Raw genomic sequence first — 19,238 nt, forward strand, 5'->3', positions numbered from 1 at the left:
ATATCGATGCCCAGCCGTTCGCTGTTCGCGACCCGCTTCTACGAGGACAATATCGGCGACGACGCGCTCGTCGCCGAGCTGGAGGATGCCGTGCGCGCGCTGGCGGCGGAGGATGCGGCGGGGCGCCGCTGGTCCCGCGAGCATGGCTATCGCGGCTATACGAGCTACGCCTCGCTCGCCGATCTGCCGCTACGCGATCCGCGCTTCGCCGATCTGGTGCGCATCCTCAATCGCCACGTCGCCCGCTTCGCCCTGGATTGCGCCTTCGATCTCGGCGGGCGCAAGCTGAAGCTGGACAGCCTGTGGGTGAACCTACTGAAGCCCGGCGGCATGCATTCGGGCCACATCCACCCGCACAGCGTGGTTTCCGGCACCGTCTATATCGCCATCCCGCCCGGCGCGGGCGCGCTGAAGCTGGAAGACCCGCGCCTGCCGATGATGATGGCCGCCCCGCAGCGCACGGCCGATGCGCCCGAGGATCTGCGCACCTTCGTGCGCGCCGTCCCCGCGCCGGGCACCATCTTCCTCTGGGAAAGCTGGTTGCGGCACGAGGTGCTGGCCGGCGACGGCAAGCCCGACCGGATCAGCATCAGCTTCAACTATCGCTGAGCGCCGATCGCCGCCGGCCCTGGCGGGCGCGCGAGGCTAGCGCCGGGGATTGCCGAAATCGGTGGCTCCGCCCTGGGCGCCGGCGCCGCCTTCATGGCTGGCCTCGCCGCCGTCCACGGCGCCAGCCCCGGTCCTGCGGCGGATGGCGGCGCGTTCCGCTTCCACCCGTTCCTCGATCAGTTCATCTTCGGCGCTGGCCGGCTTCCTGCTTTCACCCATTTCATGCTCCTGCATGGCTGGAACGCCCCTCAGGCGACCAACGAAACAGGGTCCGGCCCGTTCCGGCGATGCGGCGAACGGTGACGGAAGCTGGATTTCGCGCCGCGAACCGCCTATCGGCTGTCGCGATCCTCGGGCCGATCCCGGCCCCTTCCAAGACACAAGGTATCTCCATGGGTTTCCGCTGCGGCATCGTCGGCCTCCCGAACGTCGGCAAGTCCACCCTGTTCAACGCGCTGACCGAGACGGCGGCGGCGCAGGCGGCCAATTATCCGTTCTGCACGATCGAGCCCAATGTCGGCCAGGTCGCCGTGCCCGATCCGCGCATGGCGGAAATCGCCAGGATCGCCGGATCGGCCAAGATCCTGGAGACGCAGCTCGCCTTCGTCGACATTGCCGGCCTGGTGCGCGGCGCATCCAAGGGCGAAGGGCTGGGCAACCAGTTCCTCGCCAATATCCGCGAGGTGGACGCCATCGTCCATGTGCTGCGCTGCTTCGAGGATGGGGACATCACCCATGTCGAAGGCAAGGTCGATCCCATCGCCGATGCCGAGACGGTCGAGACCGAGCTGATGCTCGCCGATCTCGAATCGCTGGAAAAGCGGGTGCCCGCCTTCGCCAAGAAGGCCGCGCAGGGCGACAAGGAAGCCAAGGCCGCGGCCTCGGTGCTGGGCCAGGCGCTGGACCTGCTGCGCGACGGCAAGCCCGCGCGGCTGACCGAGCCGAAGGACGAGGATGAGAAGCGCATCTTCGAGACCGCGCAGCTGCTGACCGCCAAGCCCGTGCTCTACGTCTGCAATGTCGAGGAAGCGTCCGCCGCCAACGGCAACGCGCATTCCGCCCGCGTGTTCGAGAAGGCGGCCGCCGAAGGCGCCAGGGCGGTGATCGTATCCGCCGCGATCGAGGCGGAGATCGTCGGCCTCGACCCCGCCGACCGGGCCGATTTCCTGTCCGACCTCGGCCTCCAGGAAACCGGCCTCGCCCGCGTGATCCGCGCGGGCTACGATCTGCTCCACCTCATCACCTTCTTCACCGCCGGCCCCAAGGAAACCCGTGCCTGGACCGTGGAGAAGGGCGCCAAGGCCCCGCAGGCGGCCGGCGTGATCCACACCGATTTCGAACGCGGCTTCATCCGCGCCGAAACCATCTCCTATGCCGATTACGTCGCCTACAAGGGCGAGGCCGGCGCGCGCGAGGCCGGCAAGCTCCGTTCCGAAGGCAAGGAATATGTGGTGCAGGACGGCGATATCATGCTGTTCCGCTTCAACGTCTGATCCCGACCGGGCATATCGCGATGATGGCGGCTGCCGGTGCCGTCATCATCGCGTCGCATTGACGCGTCACAGCCCAGCCCATGTCCATGAAATCCGTTCGTTTCCTGCCCGCCCTCGCCGCCTCCCTCGCTCTCGGCCTGCTTTCGGCCTGCGCCCATGTCGCGGCCGGGCCGGCGCCGGTTGCCGCCGCGATCGAGGAACGGGCGCCCGTCACCATCCTGGTTTCGATCGACGGGTTCCGGCCGGACTATCTCGATCGCGGGCTGACCCCGAATCTGAACGCGCTGGCGGCGGGCGGGGTGAAGGCGGCGATGCGGCCTTCCTTCCCGTCCAAGACCTTCCCCAACCATTATGCAATCGTCACCGGGCTGCGCCCCGATCGCAACGGCATCGTCGGCAACAAAATGGAAGACCCGCGCCGGCCGGGCGTGACCTTCACGCTGGGCGACGCCAAGCAGGCGCTCGATCCCTTCTGGTGGGATGAGGCCGAGCCGATCTGGGTGACGGCCGGCGCGCAGGGCGTGCGCACCGCCACCCTGTTCTGGCCGGGATCGGAAGTGGCCATCCACGGCCGCCGGCCGGACGACTGGTGGCGCTATGACGAGAATATCCCCAACAGCCAGCGGGTGGATGCGGTGATCGACTGGCTGCGCCGCCCGGCGGCGAAGCGGCCGCGCCTGCTGACGCTCTATTTCGACACGGTCGACACCGCCGGCCACGCATATGGGCCGGCGGCGGCGGAGACCGACGGGGCAATCGCCGAGGTCGACCGGCGGATCGGCGATCTCGTGGCCAATCTCGCCGCTATCGGCCAGCCGGCCAATATCGTCGTGGTTTCCGATCACGGCATGGCCGCGACCAGCGACGACCGGGTGATCCGCATCGACCGCATCGTCGATCCCGCCACGATCCGGCTGGTGGCGGATGGCCCCTATGCCGCGATCGATCCGGTGGCCGGCAGCGACGCCCGGCTGGCGGGCGAACTGCTGAAGCCCCACGATCATATGCAATGCTGGCGGAAATCGGAGATTCCGGCCCGTTTCCACTTCGGCGCCAATCCGCGCGTGCCGGCCTATCTGTGCCTGGCCGATCCGGGCTGGCTGATCTTCGCCGCCCAGCCCGCATGGCCGGCCAAGGGCGGCAATCACGGCTATGACAATGACGCGCCGGACATGCGCGCCACCTTCATCGCCGCAGGCCCCGGCATCGGCGGGCGCGGCACGCTGCCCGTTTTCGACAATGTCGACGTCTATCCCCTTCTCGCCCGCCTCGCCGGCATCCGCCCGCGCGAGACGGACGGCGATCCCGCGACGCTGGCCGGGATCGTGGCCGGGCGCTGACGTCCCTTCCGGGGGGGACTTTCCTCCGTAACGCATCGCCCGCATGATGCCGCCTCCATCGATCGATGCGAGGAGACAAGCGATGAAGATCGTAAGGCAGGGTTCGGCCGCCTGGTCGGGCGGATTGAAGGACGGGCGCGGCGCGATCAGCACCGAAAGCGGCGCGCTGGATGCCTATCCCTATGGTTTCTCCTCCCGCTTCGAAGGGCAGAAGGGATCGAATCCGGAGGAACTGATAGGCGCCGCCCACGCCGCCTGCTTCACCATGGCGCTGTCGCTGATCCTGGGCGAGGCCGGGCTGACGGCCGAGAAGATGGAGACCAGCGCCAAGGTGACGCTGGAGAAGCAGGATCAGGGCTTCGCCATCACGGCGAGCGCGCTGACGCTCAAGGCGAAGATTCCCGGCGCCAGCGACGCGCAGTTCCAGGAGCTCGCCGCCGCCGCCAAGGCCAATTGCCCGGTCTCCAAGCTTCTGAAGGCGGATATCAGCCTGGAGGCGACGCTGGAGGGGTGATCCCGGATCGCCGGGCGGAGTCGGGATGGCGCACCGATCGCGGTGGCGCGCGCGCCTCGACTGCGCTCGCGACGATGCGGCAGTCAGGTCAGGCGCTTCCGCCTGACCTGAGCCGGCCTCAGTGGCGGAAGTGGCGCATGCCGGTGAAGACCATGGCGAGGCCGGCCTCGTCGGCCGCCGCGATCACTTCCGCGTCGCGGATCGATCCGCCCGGCTGGATCACGGCGGTGGCGCCCGCCTCCACCGCCGCCAGCAGGCCATCGGCGAAGGGGAAGAAAGCATCGGAGGCGACGGCCGAACCGATGGTGCGCGGTTCCGCCCAGCCGGCCTTCTCGGCCGCGTCCCTGGCCTTCCACGCGGCGATGCGCGCGGATTCGAGGCGGTTCATCTGGCCCGCGCCGACGCCGGCGGTGGAGCCGCCCTTGGCATAGACGATCGCGTTCGACTTCACATGCTTGGCCACCGTCCAGGCGAACAGGCAATCCTCCAGCTCCTGCGCGGTCGGCTGGCGCTTGGTCACCACCTTCAGCATGTCGCGCGTCACGCGGCCATTGTCGCGCGACTGGACGAGCATGCCGCCGGCGATCGACTTCATCGTCAGGCCGGGGCGCGCGGGATCGGGCAGCTCGCCGGTGATGAGCAGGCGAAGATTCTTCTTCCGGGCGAAGACGGCGCGGGCCGCCTCATCGGCGGCGGGCGCGGCTACCACTTCGGTGAAGATGCCGGAAATCGCCTCCGCCGTCGGACCGTCCAGCGGGCGGTTGACGGCGATGATGCCGCCGAAGGCGGACACGCTGTCGCAGGCGAGCGCGGCTTCATAGGCCTCGATCAGCGTATCGGCCGATGCGACGCCGCAGGGATTGGCATGCTTCACGATCACCACGGTCGGCGGGCCGTCGCGGAATTCGCTCACCAGCTCCAGCGCCGCATCGGCGTCGTTGTAATTATTGTAGCTCAGCTCCTTGCCCTGCACCTGCTCGGCCTGGGCGATGCCCCGCGCGGACGGGCCGGTGGGGAGGTAGAGCGCCGCCGACTGGTGGGGATTCTCGCCATAGCGCAGCTCCGCGCCCTTCTTCAGCGGCACCGACAGCGCCTGCGGGAAGGATTCGCCCAGATCGGCGAAGGCGAACCAGGAGGCGATCGTCGCGTCATAATTGGCGGTCGCGGCGAAGGCGGTCGCGGCGAGGCGGCGGCGCAGCGCGAAGGAGGTGGCGCCGGCCTTCTCGTCCATCTCGGCGATCAGCGCGCCATAATCGGCCGGATCGGTGACGATCGCGACGAAGGCATGGTTCTTGGCCGCCGAACGGACCATGGACGGGCCGCCGATATCGATATTCTCGATCACCTCGTCGCGCTCCGCGCCCTTCGCCACGGTCTGCGCGAAGGGGTAGAGGTTGACGACGACCAGATCGATCATGCCGATCGCATGGTCGGCGGCGGCGGCCATGTGCGCGGCATCGTCGCGCACCGCCAGCAGGCCGCCATGGACCTTGGGGTGCAGCGTCTTGACGCGGCCGTCCATCATCTCCGGGAAGCCGGTGAGGTCGGAAATGTCGCGCACCTCCAGCCCCGCCTCGCGCAGCGCCTTGGCGGTGCCGCCGGTCGAAACCAGCTCCACGCCGTGGCGGGCGAGCGCGCGGCCCAGATCGGCGAGGCCGGTCTTGTCCGATACGGATAGGAGGGCGCGGGTGATCTTCACGTCGGTCATGGGGCCAAGAATCCTGATGGGGAATTTGGCGCACCCGTTACGGCAATGGCGGCCGCGATTCCACCCGAGTCTTGCCCCGGCGGGGCTGAATCAGCCCGCGCGCTTGAACTGCCAGCTCACCGTGGAGCCGCCGGCGGCGGCCTGCCCTTCGATCACCAGCTGGTGCGTCGGGCAGGGCTGGCCGGTGGGATCGATCCACAGGCTCTCCTCCAGCGCCAGCGTGCCGCCCCGGCAGCGGAACTGCCACGGGCGGCCATCGCCCACCCGCAGCAGGGCGCCGAGGCCGTCGGCCGTCTGCGTCACCTCTATCCCCGGCGCGAGGTGGAAGCGGACGGCGAAATGGGCCGCCGCCCCGCGCCGCCGCCGGCCGGCGGGCAGCAGCACGTCCTCGCCGCGCAATTCGCGCCCGTCGGCGGCCAGCGCGAGCTGGCGCTGGTGGACGAAGCCGAAGCGGCGGACATAGCCGTCATGGCTGGCCTCCACCCGGCTGCCGCCGTCATTCTCCTGCCGGTCCAGCTCCACCTCGCCGACCCCGCGTCCCAGCGAGCCATCGGCGTGGATGGCCGTGGAATTGCTGTCCGCCATCACCAGCGTAGAATGGGCGGCGGTGGACCGCAGCGCCTCGGCCAGCGCATCCGGCAGGCGCTGGCCGCCCCGGCCGCCGCCGCAATTGACGATCAGCCGCTGGCCGGCATCGGAAAATTCGAAGCCCAGCGTGGAGGCGCAGCCGCCCTGCGCCAGCCGCGACACCGGCGGCGGCGCGGCATCGATCACCACCACCGCCTGGCCGCAGGCGAGCCGCTGATAGCCCCAGTCCCGCGCCTGGCGGAGCGGGCGCGCGCGCACCGTGGAGGCTTCAACCGCGGCGGAAATGCGCTCGGCGGAAACGGGGGCGCCGCCCTGCCAGCTGGAAAGCGCGCCATCGCCCATGACGACGCCAAGCAGCGCCGGCACCGCGCGCGCCAACGCATCCTCCACCAGCGACGATACGTCCCGCCGGCGGGCGAGATAGACGCTGCGCAGGTGGGAAAGCAGCTCGATCAGTTCGAGCTGGGCGACCGGCGAGCGGTTGGCGAGGCCGCCGTCGCCATAGAGCGCCTGCGCCAGCGCGCGGCCCAGCCCCGCCTCGCCATGCGCCAGCCGCTGCTCGCCGCCGGGAATGAGGAGGCCGGCCGCGACGACGCCGCACCAGGCGGCGATCCGCGCCGGCCCCTGCGGCGCCTTGTCCGCCCCGCGATCGAGGTGGCGGGCGCCGCGCGCCAGACTGTTCAGCACCGCCGATCGATAGACCAGATCGCCGCTGGAAAGGATGAAGGGCGCGTAGGACGCCCAGAACAGGATGCGCCGCCCCCACAGGTCCGCGCGCCAGGCGGGCTCGGCGACATGGTTGCCGAAGGCGGCCAGCCACTGCTTCAGCAACTGCTCCGCAACCGGCGCGCCGCGTTCGCGCGGGGCGGCGGCGGCCAGATCGCGCAGCCAGGCGAAGCTGTGGATGTGATCGGCGAAATCGGCCGACACGCCGAGGTTGGAGAAATCGAGCGAGGCGAGCGCGATCGCCTCGCCGCGATGGAGGATGCCGCCTTCCAGGATCGCCTGGCCCGCATGGGCATCGCCCACGATCGGATCGGCGGGCACGGCCAGCAGCTTCAGCGGATAGCGGCCGCGCAGGCGGAGCGCGTGGAGCGGCGTGCGCCACGCCAGCTTGTGCAGGCGATTTGCGAGACGTTCTGCCAAGGAAAGCCCCTGATCACCGGCCACGCGGATCAGCCGCTTGCCGGGTTCGATCCCGTCCTGCCCGTCGATCGCGGGCGGATCGATCGGGCCGGCCCTGCTCACGCCGCCTTCAGCGCCGCGATGTTGGAGGCGTAGGCCGATGGCCCGCCCCGGAAGGTGGCGGTGCCGGCCACGAAGACATCGGCCCCGGCATCGCGCGCCGACCGGATGGTGCCGACGTCGATGCCGCCGTCCACCTCCAGGTCGATCGGCTTGCCCAGCTTGTCGATCATCTTGCGGATCGCCTCGATCTTGCGGAGCTGGCTGGAAATGAAGCTCTGCCCGCCGAAGCCGGGATTGACGCTCATCACCAGGACGAGATCGATCTCCTCCAGCAGATAATCGAGCATCTTGGCCGGTGTCGCGGGATTGAGCGAAACGCCCGCTTTCTTGCCGAGCGCCTTGATCCGCTGGACGGTGCGGTGCGTGTGCGGGCCGGCTTCGGGATGGACGGTGATGATATCGGCGCCCGCCTCGGCAAAGGCATCCAGATAGGCATCGACCGGAGAGATCATCAGGTGGACGTCGAACGGCTTGGCCGAATGGGGGCGCAGCGCCTTCACCACCGCTGGGCCGATGGTGATGTTGGGCACGAAATGCCCGTCCATCACGTCGACATGGATCCAGTCCGCCCCGGCCGCGTCGATGGCGCGGACCTCCTCGCCAAGCTTCGCGAAGTCGGCGGACAGGATGGACGGAGCGATACGGACAGGCGCGGTCATGGGCATATTCGCTTAATGACCCCGGAGCATCGGGGCAAGCGGCGTCGCTGGCGCCTGCCGCCCATCCGGCAAGGTTGACCCGATCAGGCCGGCGCCGAGCAGCAGCAGCAGCTTCACGTCCATCATCACCCCCGCGCGGCGGCGTTCGGCCACGAAATCCGCGACCTCGTCCAGCGGCACGCGGTGGACGACGATATTCTCGCCCTCCACCCCGCCGCCGGGGCCGACGCGCACCAGATCGCGCGCGACAATCAGGGTGAAGGTTTCGGAAACCATGCCCGGCGAGGCGGCGAAGCAGCCCGCATTCTCCAGCCGGCCGGCGCGATAGCCCGTCTCCTCCTCCAGTTCCCGCCCGGCGGCAGTCTCGATCGGCTCGCCGGCCACATCGTCGCCCACCAGCCCGGCGGGCAGTTCGAGGCAGGGCGCGCCCAGCGGCACGCGATATTGCTCCACCAGCAGCACATGGCCGTCGTCCACGGCCAGGATCACCGCGGCGCCGATGCCCCGCGCGCGGCCGACATATTCCCATTTTCCCTTGCGGCGCGCCTCGATGAAGCGGCCCTGCCACAGGATTTCCGCGGGCTGATCGGCATCGTCCGGCAGCGGATGCCCGGCAGCAGAATGTTTTTGGACAGGATCGTGATTCATGCTTCGATCGTTAGGCGAGCGGCCATGCCGTCGCAACGGCGGCCTTGCCATGACGGCACCGAAACGGGAAAGTCGATCGACCAGCAGGGAGACGGGTTCATGCTCAAGGAATTCAAGGCATTCATCAATCGCGGAAACGTGCTCGACCTCGCGGTCGCGGTGATCATCGGTGCCGCGTTCAGCAAGATCGTATCGTCGCTGACCGACGACATCATCATGCCGGTCGTCGGCAAGCTCTTCGGCGGGCTCGATTTTTCGGGCTATTTCATCCGCCTTGGTGAGATTCCCGCCAATTTCGCCGGATCGGCCAACAGCTATGCCGATCTCAAGAAGGCCGGCGTGCCGCTGCTCGGCTATGGCGAATTCATCACCGTCGCCGTCAATTTTCTGATCGTCGCCTTCATCATCTTCCTGATCGTGCGCGCCGTGAACCGCGCCATCCCGCTGGAAGGCCCCGCCGACACGCCCGACGTGGCGGTGCTGAAGGAGATCCGCGACGAGCTGAAGAAGCGGCCCTGAAGCCTGCCGGAACAATCCGGTCCTGCCGCCCGCCGGGCCTTCTCAACGCCATCGCGCCGCACTATATGGGTGGTGCCGGGTTCGCCCGGCTATGGCGATAAATGATGTCGTGGAATAGATGCAGCGGACCCGGGGGCGGTACCCGGCGGCTCCACCAGAAACCCCTCGCCGATCCGGCAAGGGGCTCCTGACGGGGCCGAACTAGGATCGACGTGTGTTCAAAGACGATGTTTTTGCCCGGCCTGAATGCGCCGTAAAACCGTTCAAACCTACAAGTGCCAACGACAACGAGGCGCTCGCGATTGCCGCGTAACCTAGTCCTCACGGACGAAGTTACAAAGCTTTAGCGCGGTTCGGTCCGCACCGGGCAACAGAAGCGGAATCCAGCGGCACGGGGAGCGCCGGGCAACAGAAGCTCCCCACTTCCTATCCGGCGGCATTCCTCGCGCCGATTCCCCTTTATATTTCAGCGGCTCTCCCGGCGCTTTCGCCGGCGCCCGCCAACGCCCCATCCGGCTTTCCGCAACGCTTCGTCGCGATTCCGGGAACTGCGCGCGCTTTCAACGCTTACATCCTTTCGTCGCGCAACGATGCCGCGGCGAAACGAACGGCGGCCGATGGCCCCGTTCGGACTTTTGGTGTCGCGATTGCGCGTTGCTGGAGGCGCAACCGGAATCGCGCTGGGACGAAGCAGGGGATTTGCATGAATCGCATGATCAAGCTCACCGCCATCGCGGCTTTCGCCGCGCTTGCCGCCTGCGGTGGCAAGGGCGATGACTCGTTGGCCGCCAATGTCGAGCAGGCCTATGACAACCAGGCCGACCAGCTCGATGCGATCGCGGACAACACCACCAACGACGCGCAGGCCGATGCCATCGAGGATCAGGCCGACACGCTTCGCCAGGAAGGCGATAACCGGGCCGACGCGATCGACGCGGCCGATGTGAACGCGGCCGCCACCCACAACGGGCTGTAACCTCCCCGCAATTCCGGGAACGGACCGGCGGAAACAGAAAAGGGGGCCAATGGCCCCCTTTTCCATATTCCGATCCGGGAAAGCGGATCAGTCGTCGTCGCGCTTCAGGAAAGCGGGCGCGAATTCCGGCGCGGGGCCGTCATCATTGTCCCGCTCGCGGCGCGGACCGCGATCGCCGCGATCCCGGCGCGGGCCGCGATCGCCACCCTCGCGGCGGCGGTCGCCACGATCACCCCGATCGCCGCGATCACCCCGGTCGCCACGCGGACCGCGATCGCCGCCTTCGCGCGGCTCGCGCGCGGGGCGGGTATCTTCCAGCTCGGCACCGGTTTCCTGATCGACGACGCGCATCGACAGGCGCACCTTGCCGCGCTGGTCGACTTCCAGCACCTTGACCTTCACTTCCTGGCCTTCGGACAGGACGTCCGACACCTTGGCCACGCGCTCGTTCTTGATTTCCGAGACGTGGACCAGGCCGTCGCGGCCGCCCATGAAGTTCACGAAAGCACCGAAATCGACGAGGTTCACCACCTTGCCGGTGTAGACCTTGCCCACTTCCGGCTCGGCGACGATGCCGATGATCCAGTTCTTCGCGGCCTCGATCTTGTCGAGGTCGGACGAGCTGATCTTGACGGTGCCGTCATCCTCGATGTCGACCTTCGCGCCGGTCTGGGCGACGATTTCGCGGATCACCTTGCCGCCGGTGCCGATCACGTCGCGGATCTTCTCCTTCGGCACGGTCATCGTCTCGATGCGCGGGGCATGGGCCGAAAGCTCGGTGCGGGTGTGATCCAGCGCCTTCGCCATCTCGCCCAGGATGTGGGCGCGGCCGTCGCTCGCCTGGTGGAGCGCGACCTTCATGATCTCCTCGGTGATGCCGGCGATCTTGATGTCCATCTGCAGGCTGGTGATGCCTTCGGACGTGCCGGCCACCTTGAAGTCCATGTCGCCCAGATGATCCTCGTCACCCAGGATGTCGGACAGGACGGCGAAGTCCTTGCCTTCCAGGATCAGGCCCATGGCGATGCCGGACACCGGGCGCTTGATCGGCACGCCGGCATCCATCAGCGCCAGCGATCCGCCGCAGACGGTGGCCATCGACGACGAGCCGTTGGACTCGGTGATGTCGGACGTCAGGCGGATCGTGTAGGGGAATTCCTCCTTGGTCGGCAGCACGCCATGCAGCGCGCGCCACGCCAGCTTGCCATGGCCGACTTCGCGACGGCCCGGCGCGCCGAAGCGGCCCACTTCACCCACCGAATAAGGCGGGAAGTTGTAGTGGAGCATGAAATGCTCGTAGCGCAGGCCGTTCAGCCCGTCGATCATCTGCTCCGCATCCTTGGTGCCCAGGGTGCAGGTCGAGATCGACTGGGTTTCGCCGCGGGTGAACAGCGCCGAGCCATGGGCACGCGGCAGGAAGTGCGCTTCCGCCACGATCGGGCGGACGGTCTTCGTGTCGCGGCCGTCGATGCGGCGGCCGTCCTTGAGGATCGCGGTGCGGACGATCTCCGCCTCCAGCTTCTTGACGAGCTTGGAAGCGACCATCTGGTCCTGCGGGCTCGCATCGGCGAAGGCTTCCTTGGCCTTGGCGCGCGCCGCGTTGAGCGCGTTCGAGCGATCGGACTTGTTGATCAGCTTGTAGGCGGCCGCGATATCCTTGCCGACGAGCTTCTTGAGCTTCGCCTTCATGGCGCTGGTATCGGGCTGGGCGGCCAGTTCCCACGGGTCCTTGGCGGCGGCTTCGGCGAGATCGATGATCGCGTCGATCACCTTCTGCATCTCGCGATGGCCGAACATGACGGCGCCGAGCATCACGTCTTCCGAAAGCTCCTTGGCTTCGGATTCGACCATCATCACCGCATCGTGGGTGCCGGCGACGACGAGGTCCAGATCGCCCTCGGCGACCTGCGCGTCGGTCGGGTTCAGGATATATTCGCCATCCTTGTAACCGACGCGGGCGGCGCCGATCGGGCCCATGAAGGGCACGCCGGAAAGGGTGAGCGCGGCCGACGCGGCGATCATCGCCAGGATATCGGGCTCGTTCTCGCCGTCATAGCTCAGCACCTGGGCGATGACGTTGATCTCGTTGTAGAACCCTTCCGGGAACAGCGGGCGGACCGGGCGGTCGATCAGGCGGGAGACCAGCGTCTCCTTCTCCGTCGCGCCGCGTTCACGCTTGAAGAAGCCGCCGGGGATGCGGCCCGACGAGAAATACTTCTCCTGATAATGGACGGTGAGCGGGAAGAAATCCTGCCCTTCCTTCACGCTGCGCGCAGCCGTGACGGCGCAGAGCACAACGGTTTCGCCGAGGGTCGCGACCACCGCGCCGTCGGCCTGGCGGGCGACACGGCCCGTTTCCAGAGTGAGCGTCTGGCCGCCCCACTGGATTTCCTGCTTCTTGATGTTGAACATCTCTTTTCCTTCCTGCCGCCGGCCCTATGCCGGCGGGGCCTGTAGCGGGGCCGGCATCCGGCCCCATGGTCGGGCGTCCTGCCCGAAACCGGATCACGGCCGTATGCCGGATCCGGGAGGATGTTCCGGGGCGAAATCCTGATCCCCGAAACGAGAAACGGCCCCGCGAGGGGGCCGTTCCGGTCAGTGGCTTCAGCTCACTTGCGAAGCCCGAGCTTGGCGACGATGTCCGCGTAGCGGCCCGCATCTTCCCGCTTGAGGTAGTCGAGAAGGCTGCGACGCTTGTTGACCAGCATCAGCAGACCGCGACGCGAATGGTTGTCCTTGGCGTGGGTCTTGAAGTGCTCGGTCAGGTTGGCGATGCGCTCCGAAAGGATCGCGACCTGGACTTCGGGGCTGCCGGTATCGCCTTCGCCACGGGCGTGGGTGGCAATCAGCTCGGCCTTGCGTGCAGCGGTAATCGTCATTCAATTCATCCTTCGACATCGCGAATGTTGAAGCCGCGCACCACCCGTATCTCCGGGCCGGAAACCTCCACGAGGGCGACGGGGACTTGGCCCGATACCGCCAGATGAAGGCCTTGGTGCTTGGCGATCCCGATCAACTTCCGCCCCTCGCGGAGCGCCCTTGCCTGATCGGGACTGACCGCGAGAGCCGGGATGTCGTCCAGCCCCGCCGTCAATGGCAGGAGTATGTCTTCAAGCGCGTGGCCCTTAGCGGATTCCTCCAGCTTGTCCAGCGAAATCGCCTGATCCAGGGTGAATGGCCCCGCCTTGGTCCGCCGCAACATGGTGACGTGGCCAACGGTATCAAGGGCATAAGCGATATCGCGGGCGAGGCTGCGGATATAGGTGCCCTTGGAGACGCGGGCGGAAAGCGTGGCGCCCGCCCCGTCCCATGCCGAAAGCCGGAGATCGTGGATCGTGACGGCGCGGGATTTCAGCACCACCTCCTCGCCGGCGCGCGCCAGATCATAGGCCCGCGCGCCATCCACCTTCAGCGCCGAGAAAGCGGGCGGCACCTGATCGATCGCGCCGGTGAAGCGCGGCAGCACCGCCTCCACCGCCGCGCGCGGCGGCCGGACATCGGAGGTGGCGATCGCCTTGCCCTCGGCATCCAGCGTGTCGGTCTCCGTGCCGAAGCCGATGGTGAAGTCATAGGCCTTGTCGGCGTCCAGCATCCGCCCCGAAAGCTTGGTCGCCTCGCCCACCGCGATGGGGAGCACGCCGGAGGCAAGCGGATCGAGCGTGCCGCCATGGCCGACCTTGTGCTTGCCATAGCCGCCCTGGCGCAGCACCCGCTTCACCGCCGATACGACCTGCGTGGAGCCGATGCCCACCGGCTTGTCGATTATGATCCATCCGTCCATCGGCGGGCGTCTAGACCATTTTCCGCGCGCGGGGACCGGAAAATGCGGCGGGCGCCGTCAGCCCTGATCGTCCTCGGGCGGATCGCTTTGCGGCGCCTTGCCGCCATGATGGTGCGCATGGGTCTTCCCGCGCGCCGGCGGGGGCGCCGGGCTGGCGACGAGGCTCTTCAGCGGACAGCGCCGGCCACGGACGACGATGGTGGAGAAGCGATCGAAGCTGCTCGTGCCGCCGGTGTCGAAGCCGATCACCTCCGCCAGATCGAGATCGAGGCAATTGCCCATCAGTTCGGCCTTATACCAGCGGCCCCGTATATCCTGGATGTAGAGCGTATCGCGCCCTTCCACCCGATAATCGTTGATCGATTCCGATCCCAGGAACGGGATGGCAGCCTCACGCGCGGCAGGCGCCGCCTCCGGATCGGGCGCCTGCCCCGCCATGGCGGGGGACGCCAGCATCAGCGCGAGCAGGGCGACGGTGCAAGGATGCCGTGTCATATCCTTCCTCCGGCGACCCGCTTATCGCGGCCGTCATGAACCGGCGGTGAAACGGGCGCGCCATTCGTCCGCGAGGATCGAGTAGAGGACGGTATCACGCAAATGGCCGTTCCAGGTGATTCGTTCCTGGCGCAGCACGCCTTCCTTCACCCCGCCCAGCTTCTCCACCGCCGCCATCGACCGGCCGTTGCGCGCATCGATGCGGAATTCGATGCGGCGGAAACCGCAGGCGATCGCATGATCGATCATCAGCCGCTTGATCCGGCCGTTGAGGCCGGTGCCGCGCGCGGCGGGCGCGATATAGCTGTTGCCGATCTCCAGCAGGCCCTTGCCCGCATCGACGCCCAGATAGGCGGTCATGCCGATCACCGCATCGTCCTGCAGGATGGCGAAGCCCAGCCGCGCCGGATTGGCCATCAGCGCATCGAAGCTCGCATCGAAATGATCGGGATCGTAGGAGACGTTATAGATCGTCCAGATGTCCGCATCGGCCGCGCAGGCCGCGCGCAGCGCCTCGCGGTGGCGTTCCTCCAGCGGCACCAGCCGCGCATCGCCCTCGACGAGGGGAACCAGCAGGCGGGCGGCGTCAGCCATTGCGCATCCTTTCCATGAAGTGGCGGCGGCAGAGTGCGACATAACGGTCGTTCCCGCCGATCTCGGTCTGCGCGCCCTCGCGCACCGCGCGGCCCATGGCGTCGGTGCGCAGGTTCATCGTCGCCTTGACGCCGCACTCGCAGATCGCCTTGATCTCGACCAGCGCATCGGCCAGCGCGAGCAGATGGGCGCTGCCTTCGAACAGCTCCGCCCGGAAATCGGTGCGCAGGCCGTAAGCCAGCACGGGAATGCCGAGATCGTCGCAGATCGACGCGAGCTGGAACACCTGATCGCGGGTCAGGAACTGCGCCTCGTCCACCAGCACGCAGGCGAGCGGGCGGCGCGCCAGCTCGCTTTCCACCTCGCCGCGCAGGTCGGTCGCGACATCGAAGGGGAAGGCTTCCGCCTCCAGCCCGATCCGCGAGCTGATCCGGCCCGGCGCATAGCGATCGTCGATCGCGGCGGTGAACAGCATGGTTTCCATGCCGCGCTCGCGATAGTTGAAATCGGCCTGCAGCAGCGTGGCGGATTTCCCCGCATTCATCGAGGCGTAGTAGAAATAGAGCTTGGCCATCGCGCTGCCCTTAAAGCGGTTTACGCCCCTGCGAAACCGGCCAGATGGCCTGTCCCGCCCCGGCCCGTCCGTCGCAAAACTGCAACCCCGCCGTCATCATCCTTATCCTTCCGCCATGGCAGAAGGGCGCGGGGACGAAGAACAGGGAGGCAAGGGACATGATGTTGTTGGAGCTTGCGCGCCGCATCCGGCTCATCATCACCGCGACCGGCGTGGTCATCGGCTGGGCCGCCGGCGCGCAGTGACCGGCTGACCGCCGGGCACGGGGCCGGGCAAGGGCCGGGTCAGCCGTCCCGGTCGGCCTCGCCGCCGTCGCCGCCGGCATCGTCCGGGTCGAGATCGCGGGCGATTTCCGGCCGGCGCAGCAGCGCATCGATGTGGCTGCCCTCGTCGAAGCTCTCGTCCGCCAGGAACTTGAGCTTCGCGGCATATTTGGTGTTCACCCGGCGCGCCACCTCGCTCTGGAGATAGGCGGTGTTGGTGCGCAGCGCCTTCAGCACCTTCTCCTCGTCCGCGCCCAGCAGCGGCTTCACGAAGGCGGTGGCGTGGCGCAGGTCGGGCGACATGCGCACCTCCGTCACCGATACGGTGTGGCTGGCGAGCACATCGTCATGCACGTCGCCGCGCATCAGGATGTCGGCAAGCGCATGGCGCACCTGCTCGCCGACCCGGAGCACGCGGACGGACTTGCCTTCGGGGGTTTCGTTGCGGCGCATGGCGCGGCCTTTTCACAAGCTGGGCGCCGGCCCGGCGCGAACCGGGCCGGCGCGAACGATCACAGGGTGCGCGCGCGTTCCTCGACCTCGAACGTCTCGAGGAAGTCGCCCGGCTTGATGTCGGTCGATCCTTCCAGCGTGACGCCGCACTCCAGGCCGGCGCGGACCTCCGGCACGTCGTCCTTGAAGCGACGCAGCGAGGCGATCGAGCCGTTGTAGATGATGACGTCGTCGCGGGTGAGGCGGGCGCGGAGCGCCTTGCGGATATAGCCTTCCACGACGAGCAGGCCCGCCGCCTTGCCATGCTTGCCGGCGGAGAACACCTCGCGGACCTCGGCGCGGCCGACGACCGTTTCGAAATATTCCGGCCCGAGCTGGCCCGCCATCGCGGCGCGGATCTCGTCCAGCAGATCGTAGATCACGTCATAATATTTGAGCGCGACCCCATCCCGCGTGGCGATTTCCCGCGCCTTGGCGTTTGCGCGGACGTTGAAGCCGATGATCGGCGCCTTGGAGGCGGCGGCCAGCGTGACATCGCTTTCCGTGATGCCGCCGACGCCCGAGTGCAGGATGCGCACCTGGATATCGTCGGTCGAGATCTTGTTGAGCGAGCCGATGATCGCTTCGACCGACCCTTGCGTGTCGGCCTTCACCACCACCGGATATTGCTGGGCCTGCTTGTCGCGCAGCGCCGAGAACATCGATTCCAGGCTGGCCGGGGCCGCCGTCGTCCGCTTCTGGTGGATGACGCTGGCGCGATAGGCCGCGACCTCGCGGGCGCGCGCCTCATTCTCGACCACCGAGAGCGGATCGCCCGCGCCCGGCACGCCGGAAAGGCCCAGCACCTCGACCGGGGTCGAGGGGCCGGCTTCCTTCACCTGCTGGCCCTTGTCGTTGACCAGCGCGCGGACCTTGCCGCTTTCGGCGCCGACGACGAAGATGTCGCCCACCTTCAGCGTGCCGCGGCCGACGAGGATCGTGGCGACGGGGCCGCGGCCCTTGTCCAGCTTGGCTTCCACCACCGTGCCTTCGGCCGGGCGATCGGGATTGGCCTTCAGCTCCATCACCTCGGCCTGGAGCTGGATCTTCTCGATCAGCTCGTCGAGGCCGGTGCGCTTGAGCGCGGAGACTTCCACCTCCTGCACGTCGCCGCCCATGCTTTCGACCTGGACGTCATATTGCAGCAGGGCCTCGCGCACGCGCTGCGGATTGCCGCCCGGCTTGTCGACCTTGTTGATCGCGATGATCATCGGCACGCCGGCCGCCTTGGTGTGGTTGATCGCCTCGATCGACTGCGGGCGGATGCCGTCGTCGGCGGCGACCACGATCACCACGATATCGGTGATGTTGGCGCCGCGGGCGCGCATCTCGCTGAACGCCTCGTGGCCGGGCGTATCGAGGAAGGTGATCTTCGATCCGTCCTTCACCGTCACCTGATAGGCGCCGATATGCTGGGTGATGCCGCCGGCCTCGCCCGAGGCCACGTCGGTGCCGCGCAGGGCATCGAGCAGGCTGGTCTTGCCGTGATCGACATGGCCCATGATCGTCACGACCGGCGGGCGCGGCTTCAGCGTATCGGGCGCGTCCACGTCGTCGGCGGTGACGATGTCGACGTCGCTTTCGGATACGCGCTTGATGTTATGGCCGAATTCCGTGACCAGCAGCTCGGCCGTATCCTGGTCGATCGACTGGTTGACGGTGACGGGCATGCCCATCTTGAACAGCGCCTTCACCAGGTCCGCGCCGCGTTCGGCCATGCGGTTGGCAAGCTCGCCCACCGTGATGGTTTCCGGCACGATCACGTCGCGCACCTGCTTGGCGGCGGGGCCGCCCATCTGGTGGGCACGCTTTTCCTTCTCGCGGGCGCGCTTCAGCGCAGCGAGGCTGCGCGCACGCGCGCCGCCGTCGCCGTCGTCCAGCGCGCGGGTGACGGTGAGCTTGCCCGACTGGCGGCGGTCATCGCCCTTGCGATCGCGCGAAGGCTTGGCCGGCTCGGGCCGCTTGGGCGCGACGACGGGCGTGAAGCGACGCGGCGGCGGGGTGGACGAAGCGGGCGCCCGTTCGCCGGCCGGGGCTTCCGCGGCGGGCGCCGCAGTCGCGGCCTGGGCGGCCTCCTCGGTTTCCCTGGCGGCGCGCGCGGCGGCTTCCTCGGCCTCCCTGGCGGCGGCCTTGGCGGCCTCCTCCTCGGCGCGGCGATTCTCCTCGGCGCGGCGGCGCTCCTCTTCGGTCGCCTCCTGCTTCTCGCGCTCCTCGCGGCGGCGCGCTTCCTCGAGCGCGGTCATACGCGCTTCCTCGGCCTCGCGCAGCAGGCGTTCCTGCATCTCGCGCCGTTCGAGCGGCGTCATCGGCCGCATCGAGGCCGGGCGCGGCGTCGGCGCAGGCGCGGCGGCGCGCGGCGCGGCCGGCTTCGGGGCAGGCGCTGGCTTGGCGGCCGGCGCGGGGGTGGGCGCAGGCGCGGGCGCCTCCGCCACCGGGGCCGGCGTGGAGGCGGGAGCCGGGGTGGGCGCGGGCGCGGCGGCGGGAGCCTCGGCCACGGGCGCCGCTTCCGCCGGGGCGGGTGCAGCCGCGGGCGCGGGCGGCGGCGTGGTTGCCGCTTCCTGCACCGGGGCTTCCGCCTCGCCGGGCTTGCCGAGGATACGGCGGCGCTTGACCTCAACCACCACGGTGTTCGAGCGGCCATGGCTGAAGCTCTGCTTCACCTTGCCCGTCTCGACCGTGCGCTTGAGACCCAGGGGCGCGCGCATACCCAGTTTCGGCTTGTCGTTATCGCTCATCG

The 19,238-nt window shown here is 68.3% G+C and carries 20 protein-coding genes and 1 other RNA gene; 7 read left to right on the forward strand and 14 right to left on the reverse strand.

The features are described 5' to 3' along the window. The first annotated feature begins 6 nt into the window (after window positions 1–6). A complete protein-coding gene (locus G432_RS07610; protein WP_015458245.1) occupies window positions 7–609 on the forward strand; it encodes a TIGR02466 family protein in 603 nt (200 codons plus the stop codon). A 36-nt stretch (window positions 610–645) separates the two neighbouring features. On the opposite strand, the gene G432_RS07615 is transcribed toward G432_RS07610, so the two are convergent. Then, window positions 646–828: a hypothetical protein gene (locus tag G432_RS07615; protein ID WP_144062006.1), complete on the reverse strand. Its 183-nt coding sequence runs from the start codon at window positions 826–828 to the stop codon at window positions 646–648. A gap of 173 nt (window positions 829–1,001) precedes the next feature. Between G432_RS07615 and ychF the strand changes: the two genes are divergently transcribed. The 3 genes from ychF (at window position 1,002) to G432_RS07630 (ending at window position 3,956) form a co-directional block, all read left to right on the forward strand. Beyond that, window positions 1,002–2,102 carry a redox-regulated ATPase YchF gene (ychF, locus tag G432_RS07620; RefSeq protein ID WP_015458247.1) on the forward strand — a complete coding sequence of 367 codons (1,101 nt, stop codon included), beginning with the start codon at window positions 1,002–1,004 and terminating at the stop codon, window positions 2,100–2,102. 86 nt (window positions 2,103–2,188) lie between these two features. After that, the gene (locus tag G432_RS07625; RefSeq protein ID WP_015458248.1) at window positions 2,189–3,442 is read left to right on the forward strand and encodes an alkaline phosphatase family protein; all 1,254 of its coding nucleotides are present in this window, start codon (window positions 2,189–2,191) and stop codon (window positions 3,440–3,442) included. 82 nt (window positions 3,443–3,524) lie between these two features. Beyond that, window positions 3,525–3,956 carry an OsmC family protein gene (locus G432_RS07630; RefSeq protein WP_015458249.1) on the forward strand — a complete coding sequence of 144 codons (432 nt, stop codon included), beginning with the start codon at window positions 3,525–3,527 and terminating at the stop codon, window positions 3,954–3,956. Window positions 3,957–4,074: 118 nt separating this feature from the next. Here G432_RS07630 and purH read toward each other — a convergent pair whose 3' ends face one another. From purH to G432_RS07650, 4 genes are all read right to left on the reverse strand, one after another. Continuing rightward, complete coding sequence (gene purH / locus G432_RS07635) at window positions 4,075–5,664, reverse strand: bifunctional phosphoribosylaminoimidazolecarboxamide formyltransferase/IMP cyclohydrolase (RefSeq protein WP_015458250.1); 1,590 nt, start codon at window positions 5,662–5,664, stop codon at window positions 4,075–4,077. Between the two features lie 90 nt (window positions 5,665–5,754). Continuing rightward, the gene (locus tag G432_RS07640; protein ID WP_015458251.1) at window positions 5,755–7,500 is read right to left on the reverse strand and encodes a heparinase II/III family protein; all 1,746 of its coding nucleotides are present in this window, start codon (window positions 7,498–7,500) and stop codon (window positions 5,755–5,757) included. Then, window positions 7,497–8,159, reverse strand: a complete 663-nt coding sequence (gene rpe, locus G432_RS07645; RefSeq protein ID WP_015458252.1) for a ribulose-phosphate 3-epimerase — start codon at window positions 8,157–8,159, stop codon at window positions 7,497–7,499. The genes G432_RS07640 and rpe overlap by 4 nt, the downstream gene beginning before the upstream one ends. A 12-nt stretch (window positions 8,160–8,171) precedes the next feature. Next, window positions 8,172–8,807 (reverse strand): NUDIX hydrolase, encoded by a 636-nt coding sequence (locus tag G432_RS07650; RefSeq protein ID WP_015458253.1) that lies wholly within the window; start codon window positions 8,805–8,807, stop codon window positions 8,172–8,174. A gap of 99 nt (window positions 8,808–8,906) precedes the next feature. On the opposite strand from G432_RS07650, the gene mscL reads away from it, so the two are divergent. The 3 genes from mscL (at window position 8,907) to G432_RS07660 (ending at window position 10,302) form a co-directional block, all read left to right on the forward strand. Further along, complete coding sequence (gene mscL, locus G432_RS07655; protein WP_015458254.1) at window positions 8,907–9,326, forward strand: large conductance mechanosensitive channel protein MscL; 420 nt, start codon at window positions 8,907–8,909, stop codon at window positions 9,324–9,326. 35 nt (window positions 9,327–9,361) lie between these two features. Further along, window positions 9,362–9,711: a transfer-messenger RNA gene (gene ssrA, locus G432_RS22495) on the forward strand. A 318-nt stretch (window positions 9,712–10,029) separates the two neighbouring features. After that, window positions 10,030–10,302 carry a hypothetical protein gene (locus G432_RS07660; protein WP_015458255.1) on the forward strand — a complete coding sequence of 91 codons (273 nt, stop codon included), beginning with the start codon at window positions 10,030–10,032 and terminating at the stop codon, window positions 10,300–10,302. Window positions 10,303–10,389: 87 nt separating this feature from the next. Here G432_RS07660 and pnp read toward each other — a convergent pair whose 3' ends face one another. From pnp to infB, 9 genes are all read right to left on the reverse strand, one after another. Next, complete coding sequence (gene pnp / locus G432_RS07665) at window positions 10,390–12,714, reverse strand: polyribonucleotide nucleotidyltransferase (protein ID WP_015458256.1); 2,325 nt, start codon at window positions 12,712–12,714, stop codon at window positions 10,390–10,392. A gap of 197 nt (window positions 12,715–12,911) precedes the next feature. Continuing rightward, window positions 12,912–13,181 (reverse strand): 30S ribosomal protein S15, encoded by a 270-nt coding sequence (rpsO, locus tag G432_RS07670; RefSeq protein WP_015458257.1) that lies wholly within the window; start codon window positions 13,179–13,181, stop codon window positions 12,912–12,914. A gap of 5 nt (window positions 13,182–13,186) precedes the next feature. Beyond that, window positions 13,187–14,083, reverse strand: a complete 897-nt coding sequence (gene truB, locus G432_RS07675; RefSeq protein ID WP_015458258.1) for a tRNA pseudouridine(55) synthase TruB — start codon at window positions 14,081–14,083, stop codon at window positions 13,187–13,189. A 57-nt stretch (window positions 14,084–14,140) separates the two neighbouring features. After that, window positions 14,141–14,578, reverse strand: coding sequence for a DUF6491 family protein (locus G432_RS07680; protein ID WP_015458259.1), 438 nt, complete (start codon window positions 14,576–14,578; stop codon window positions 14,141–14,143). Between the two features lie 33 nt (window positions 14,579–14,611). Next, window positions 14,612–15,172, reverse strand: a complete 561-nt coding sequence (locus G432_RS07685) for a GNAT family N-acetyltransferase (RefSeq protein WP_015458260.1) — start codon at window positions 15,170–15,172, stop codon at window positions 14,612–14,614. Continuing rightward, a complete protein-coding gene (locus G432_RS07690; RefSeq protein WP_015458261.1) occupies window positions 15,165–15,746 on the reverse strand; it encodes a thymidine kinase in 582 nt (193 codons plus the stop codon). Before G432_RS07690 ends, G432_RS07685 begins: the two co-directional genes overlap by 8 nt. Before the next feature lie 10 nt (window positions 15,747–15,756). Beyond that, window positions 15,757–15,966, reverse strand: a complete 210-nt coding sequence (locus G432_RS24065; protein WP_144062007.1) for a hypothetical protein — start codon at window positions 15,964–15,966, stop codon at window positions 15,757–15,759. Between the two features lie 64 nt (window positions 15,967–16,030). Further along, the gene (gene rbfA, locus G432_RS07700) at window positions 16,031–16,462 is read right to left on the reverse strand and encodes a 30S ribosome-binding factor RbfA (RefSeq protein ID WP_015458262.1); all 432 of its coding nucleotides are present in this window, start codon (window positions 16,460–16,462) and stop codon (window positions 16,031–16,033) included. 59 nt (window positions 16,463–16,521) lie between these two features. Continuing rightward, window positions 16,522–19,236, reverse strand: coding sequence for a translation initiation factor IF-2 (gene infB, locus G432_RS07705; protein WP_015458263.1), 2,715 nt, complete (start codon window positions 19,234–19,236; stop codon window positions 16,522–16,524). Between the last annotated feature and the right edge of the window lie 2 nt (window positions 19,237–19,238).

Source organism: Sphingomonas sp. MM-1 (assembly GCF_000347675.2).
Taxonomy (GTDB): Bacteria; Pseudomonadota; Alphaproteobacteria; order Sphingomonadales; family Sphingomonadaceae; genus Sphingomonas_E; species Sphingomonas_E fennica.

Excerpts from the sequence above, each read along its gene's own strand:
- G432_RS07610 (WP_015458245.1), top strand. The coding sequence starts at position 7 with ATGCCCAGCCGTTCGCTGTTCGCGACCCGCTTCTACGAGGACAATATC.
- G432_RS07615 (WP_144062006.1), bottom strand. The coding sequence starts at position 828 with ATGGGTGAAAGCAGGAAGCCGGCCAGCGCCGAAGATGAACTGATCGAG.
- ychF (WP_015458247.1), top strand. The coding sequence starts at position 1,002 with ATGGGTTTCCGCTGCGGCATCGTCGGCCTCCCGAACGTCGGCAAGTCC.
- G432_RS07625 (WP_015458248.1), top strand. The coding sequence starts at position 2,189 with ATGAAATCCGTTCGTTTCCTGCCCGCCCTCGCCGCCTCCCTCGCTCTC.
- G432_RS07630 (WP_015458249.1), top strand. The coding sequence starts at position 3,525 with ATGAAGATCGTAAGGCAGGGTTCGGCCGCCTGGTCGGGCGGATTGAAG.
- purH (WP_015458250.1), bottom strand. The coding sequence starts at position 5,664 with ATGACCGACGTGAAGATCACCCGCGCCCTCCTATCCGTATCGGACAAG.
- rpe (WP_015458252.1), bottom strand. The coding sequence starts at position 8,159 with ATGACCGCGCCTGTCCGTATCGCTCCGTCCATCCTGTCCGCCGACTTC.
- G432_RS07650 (WP_015458253.1), bottom strand. The coding sequence starts at position 8,807 with ATGAATCACGATCCTGTCCAAAAACATTCTGCTGCCGGGCATCCGCTG.
- mscL (WP_015458254.1), top strand. The coding sequence starts at position 8,907 with ATGCTCAAGGAATTCAAGGCATTCATCAATCGCGGAAACGTGCTCGAC.
- G432_RS07660 (WP_015458255.1), top strand. The coding sequence starts at position 10,030 with ATGAATCGCATGATCAAGCTCACCGCCATCGCGGCTTTCGCCGCGCTT.
- pnp (WP_015458256.1), bottom strand. The coding sequence starts at position 12,714 with ATGTTCAACATCAAGAAGCAGGAAATCCAGTGGGGCGGCCAGACGCTC.
- rpsO (WP_015458257.1), bottom strand. The coding sequence starts at position 13,181 with ATGACGATTACCGCTGCACGCAAGGCCGAGCTGATTGCCACCCACGCC.
- truB (WP_015458258.1), bottom strand. The coding sequence starts at position 14,083 with ATGGACGGATGGATCATAATCGACAAGCCGGTGGGCATCGGCTCCACG.
- G432_RS07680 (WP_015458259.1), bottom strand. The coding sequence starts at position 14,578 with ATGACACGGCATCCTTGCACCGTCGCCCTGCTCGCGCTGATGCTGGCG.
- G432_RS07685 (WP_015458260.1), bottom strand. The coding sequence starts at position 15,172 with ATGGCTGACGCCGCCCGCCTGCTGGTTCCCCTCGTCGAGGGCGATGCG.
- G432_RS07690 (WP_015458261.1), bottom strand. The coding sequence starts at position 15,746 with ATGGCCAAGCTCTATTTCTACTACGCCTCGATGAATGCGGGGAAATCC.
- G432_RS24065 (WP_144062007.1), bottom strand. The coding sequence starts at position 15,966 with ATGACCACGCCGGTCGCGGTGATGATGAGCCGGATGCGGCGCGCAAGC.
- rbfA (WP_015458262.1), bottom strand. The coding sequence starts at position 16,462 with ATGCGCCGCAACGAAACCCCCGAAGGCAAGTCCGTCCGCGTGCTCCGG.
- infB (WP_015458263.1), bottom strand. The coding sequence starts at position 19,236 with ATGAGCGATAACGACAAGCCGAAACTGGGTATGCGCGCGCCCCTGGGT.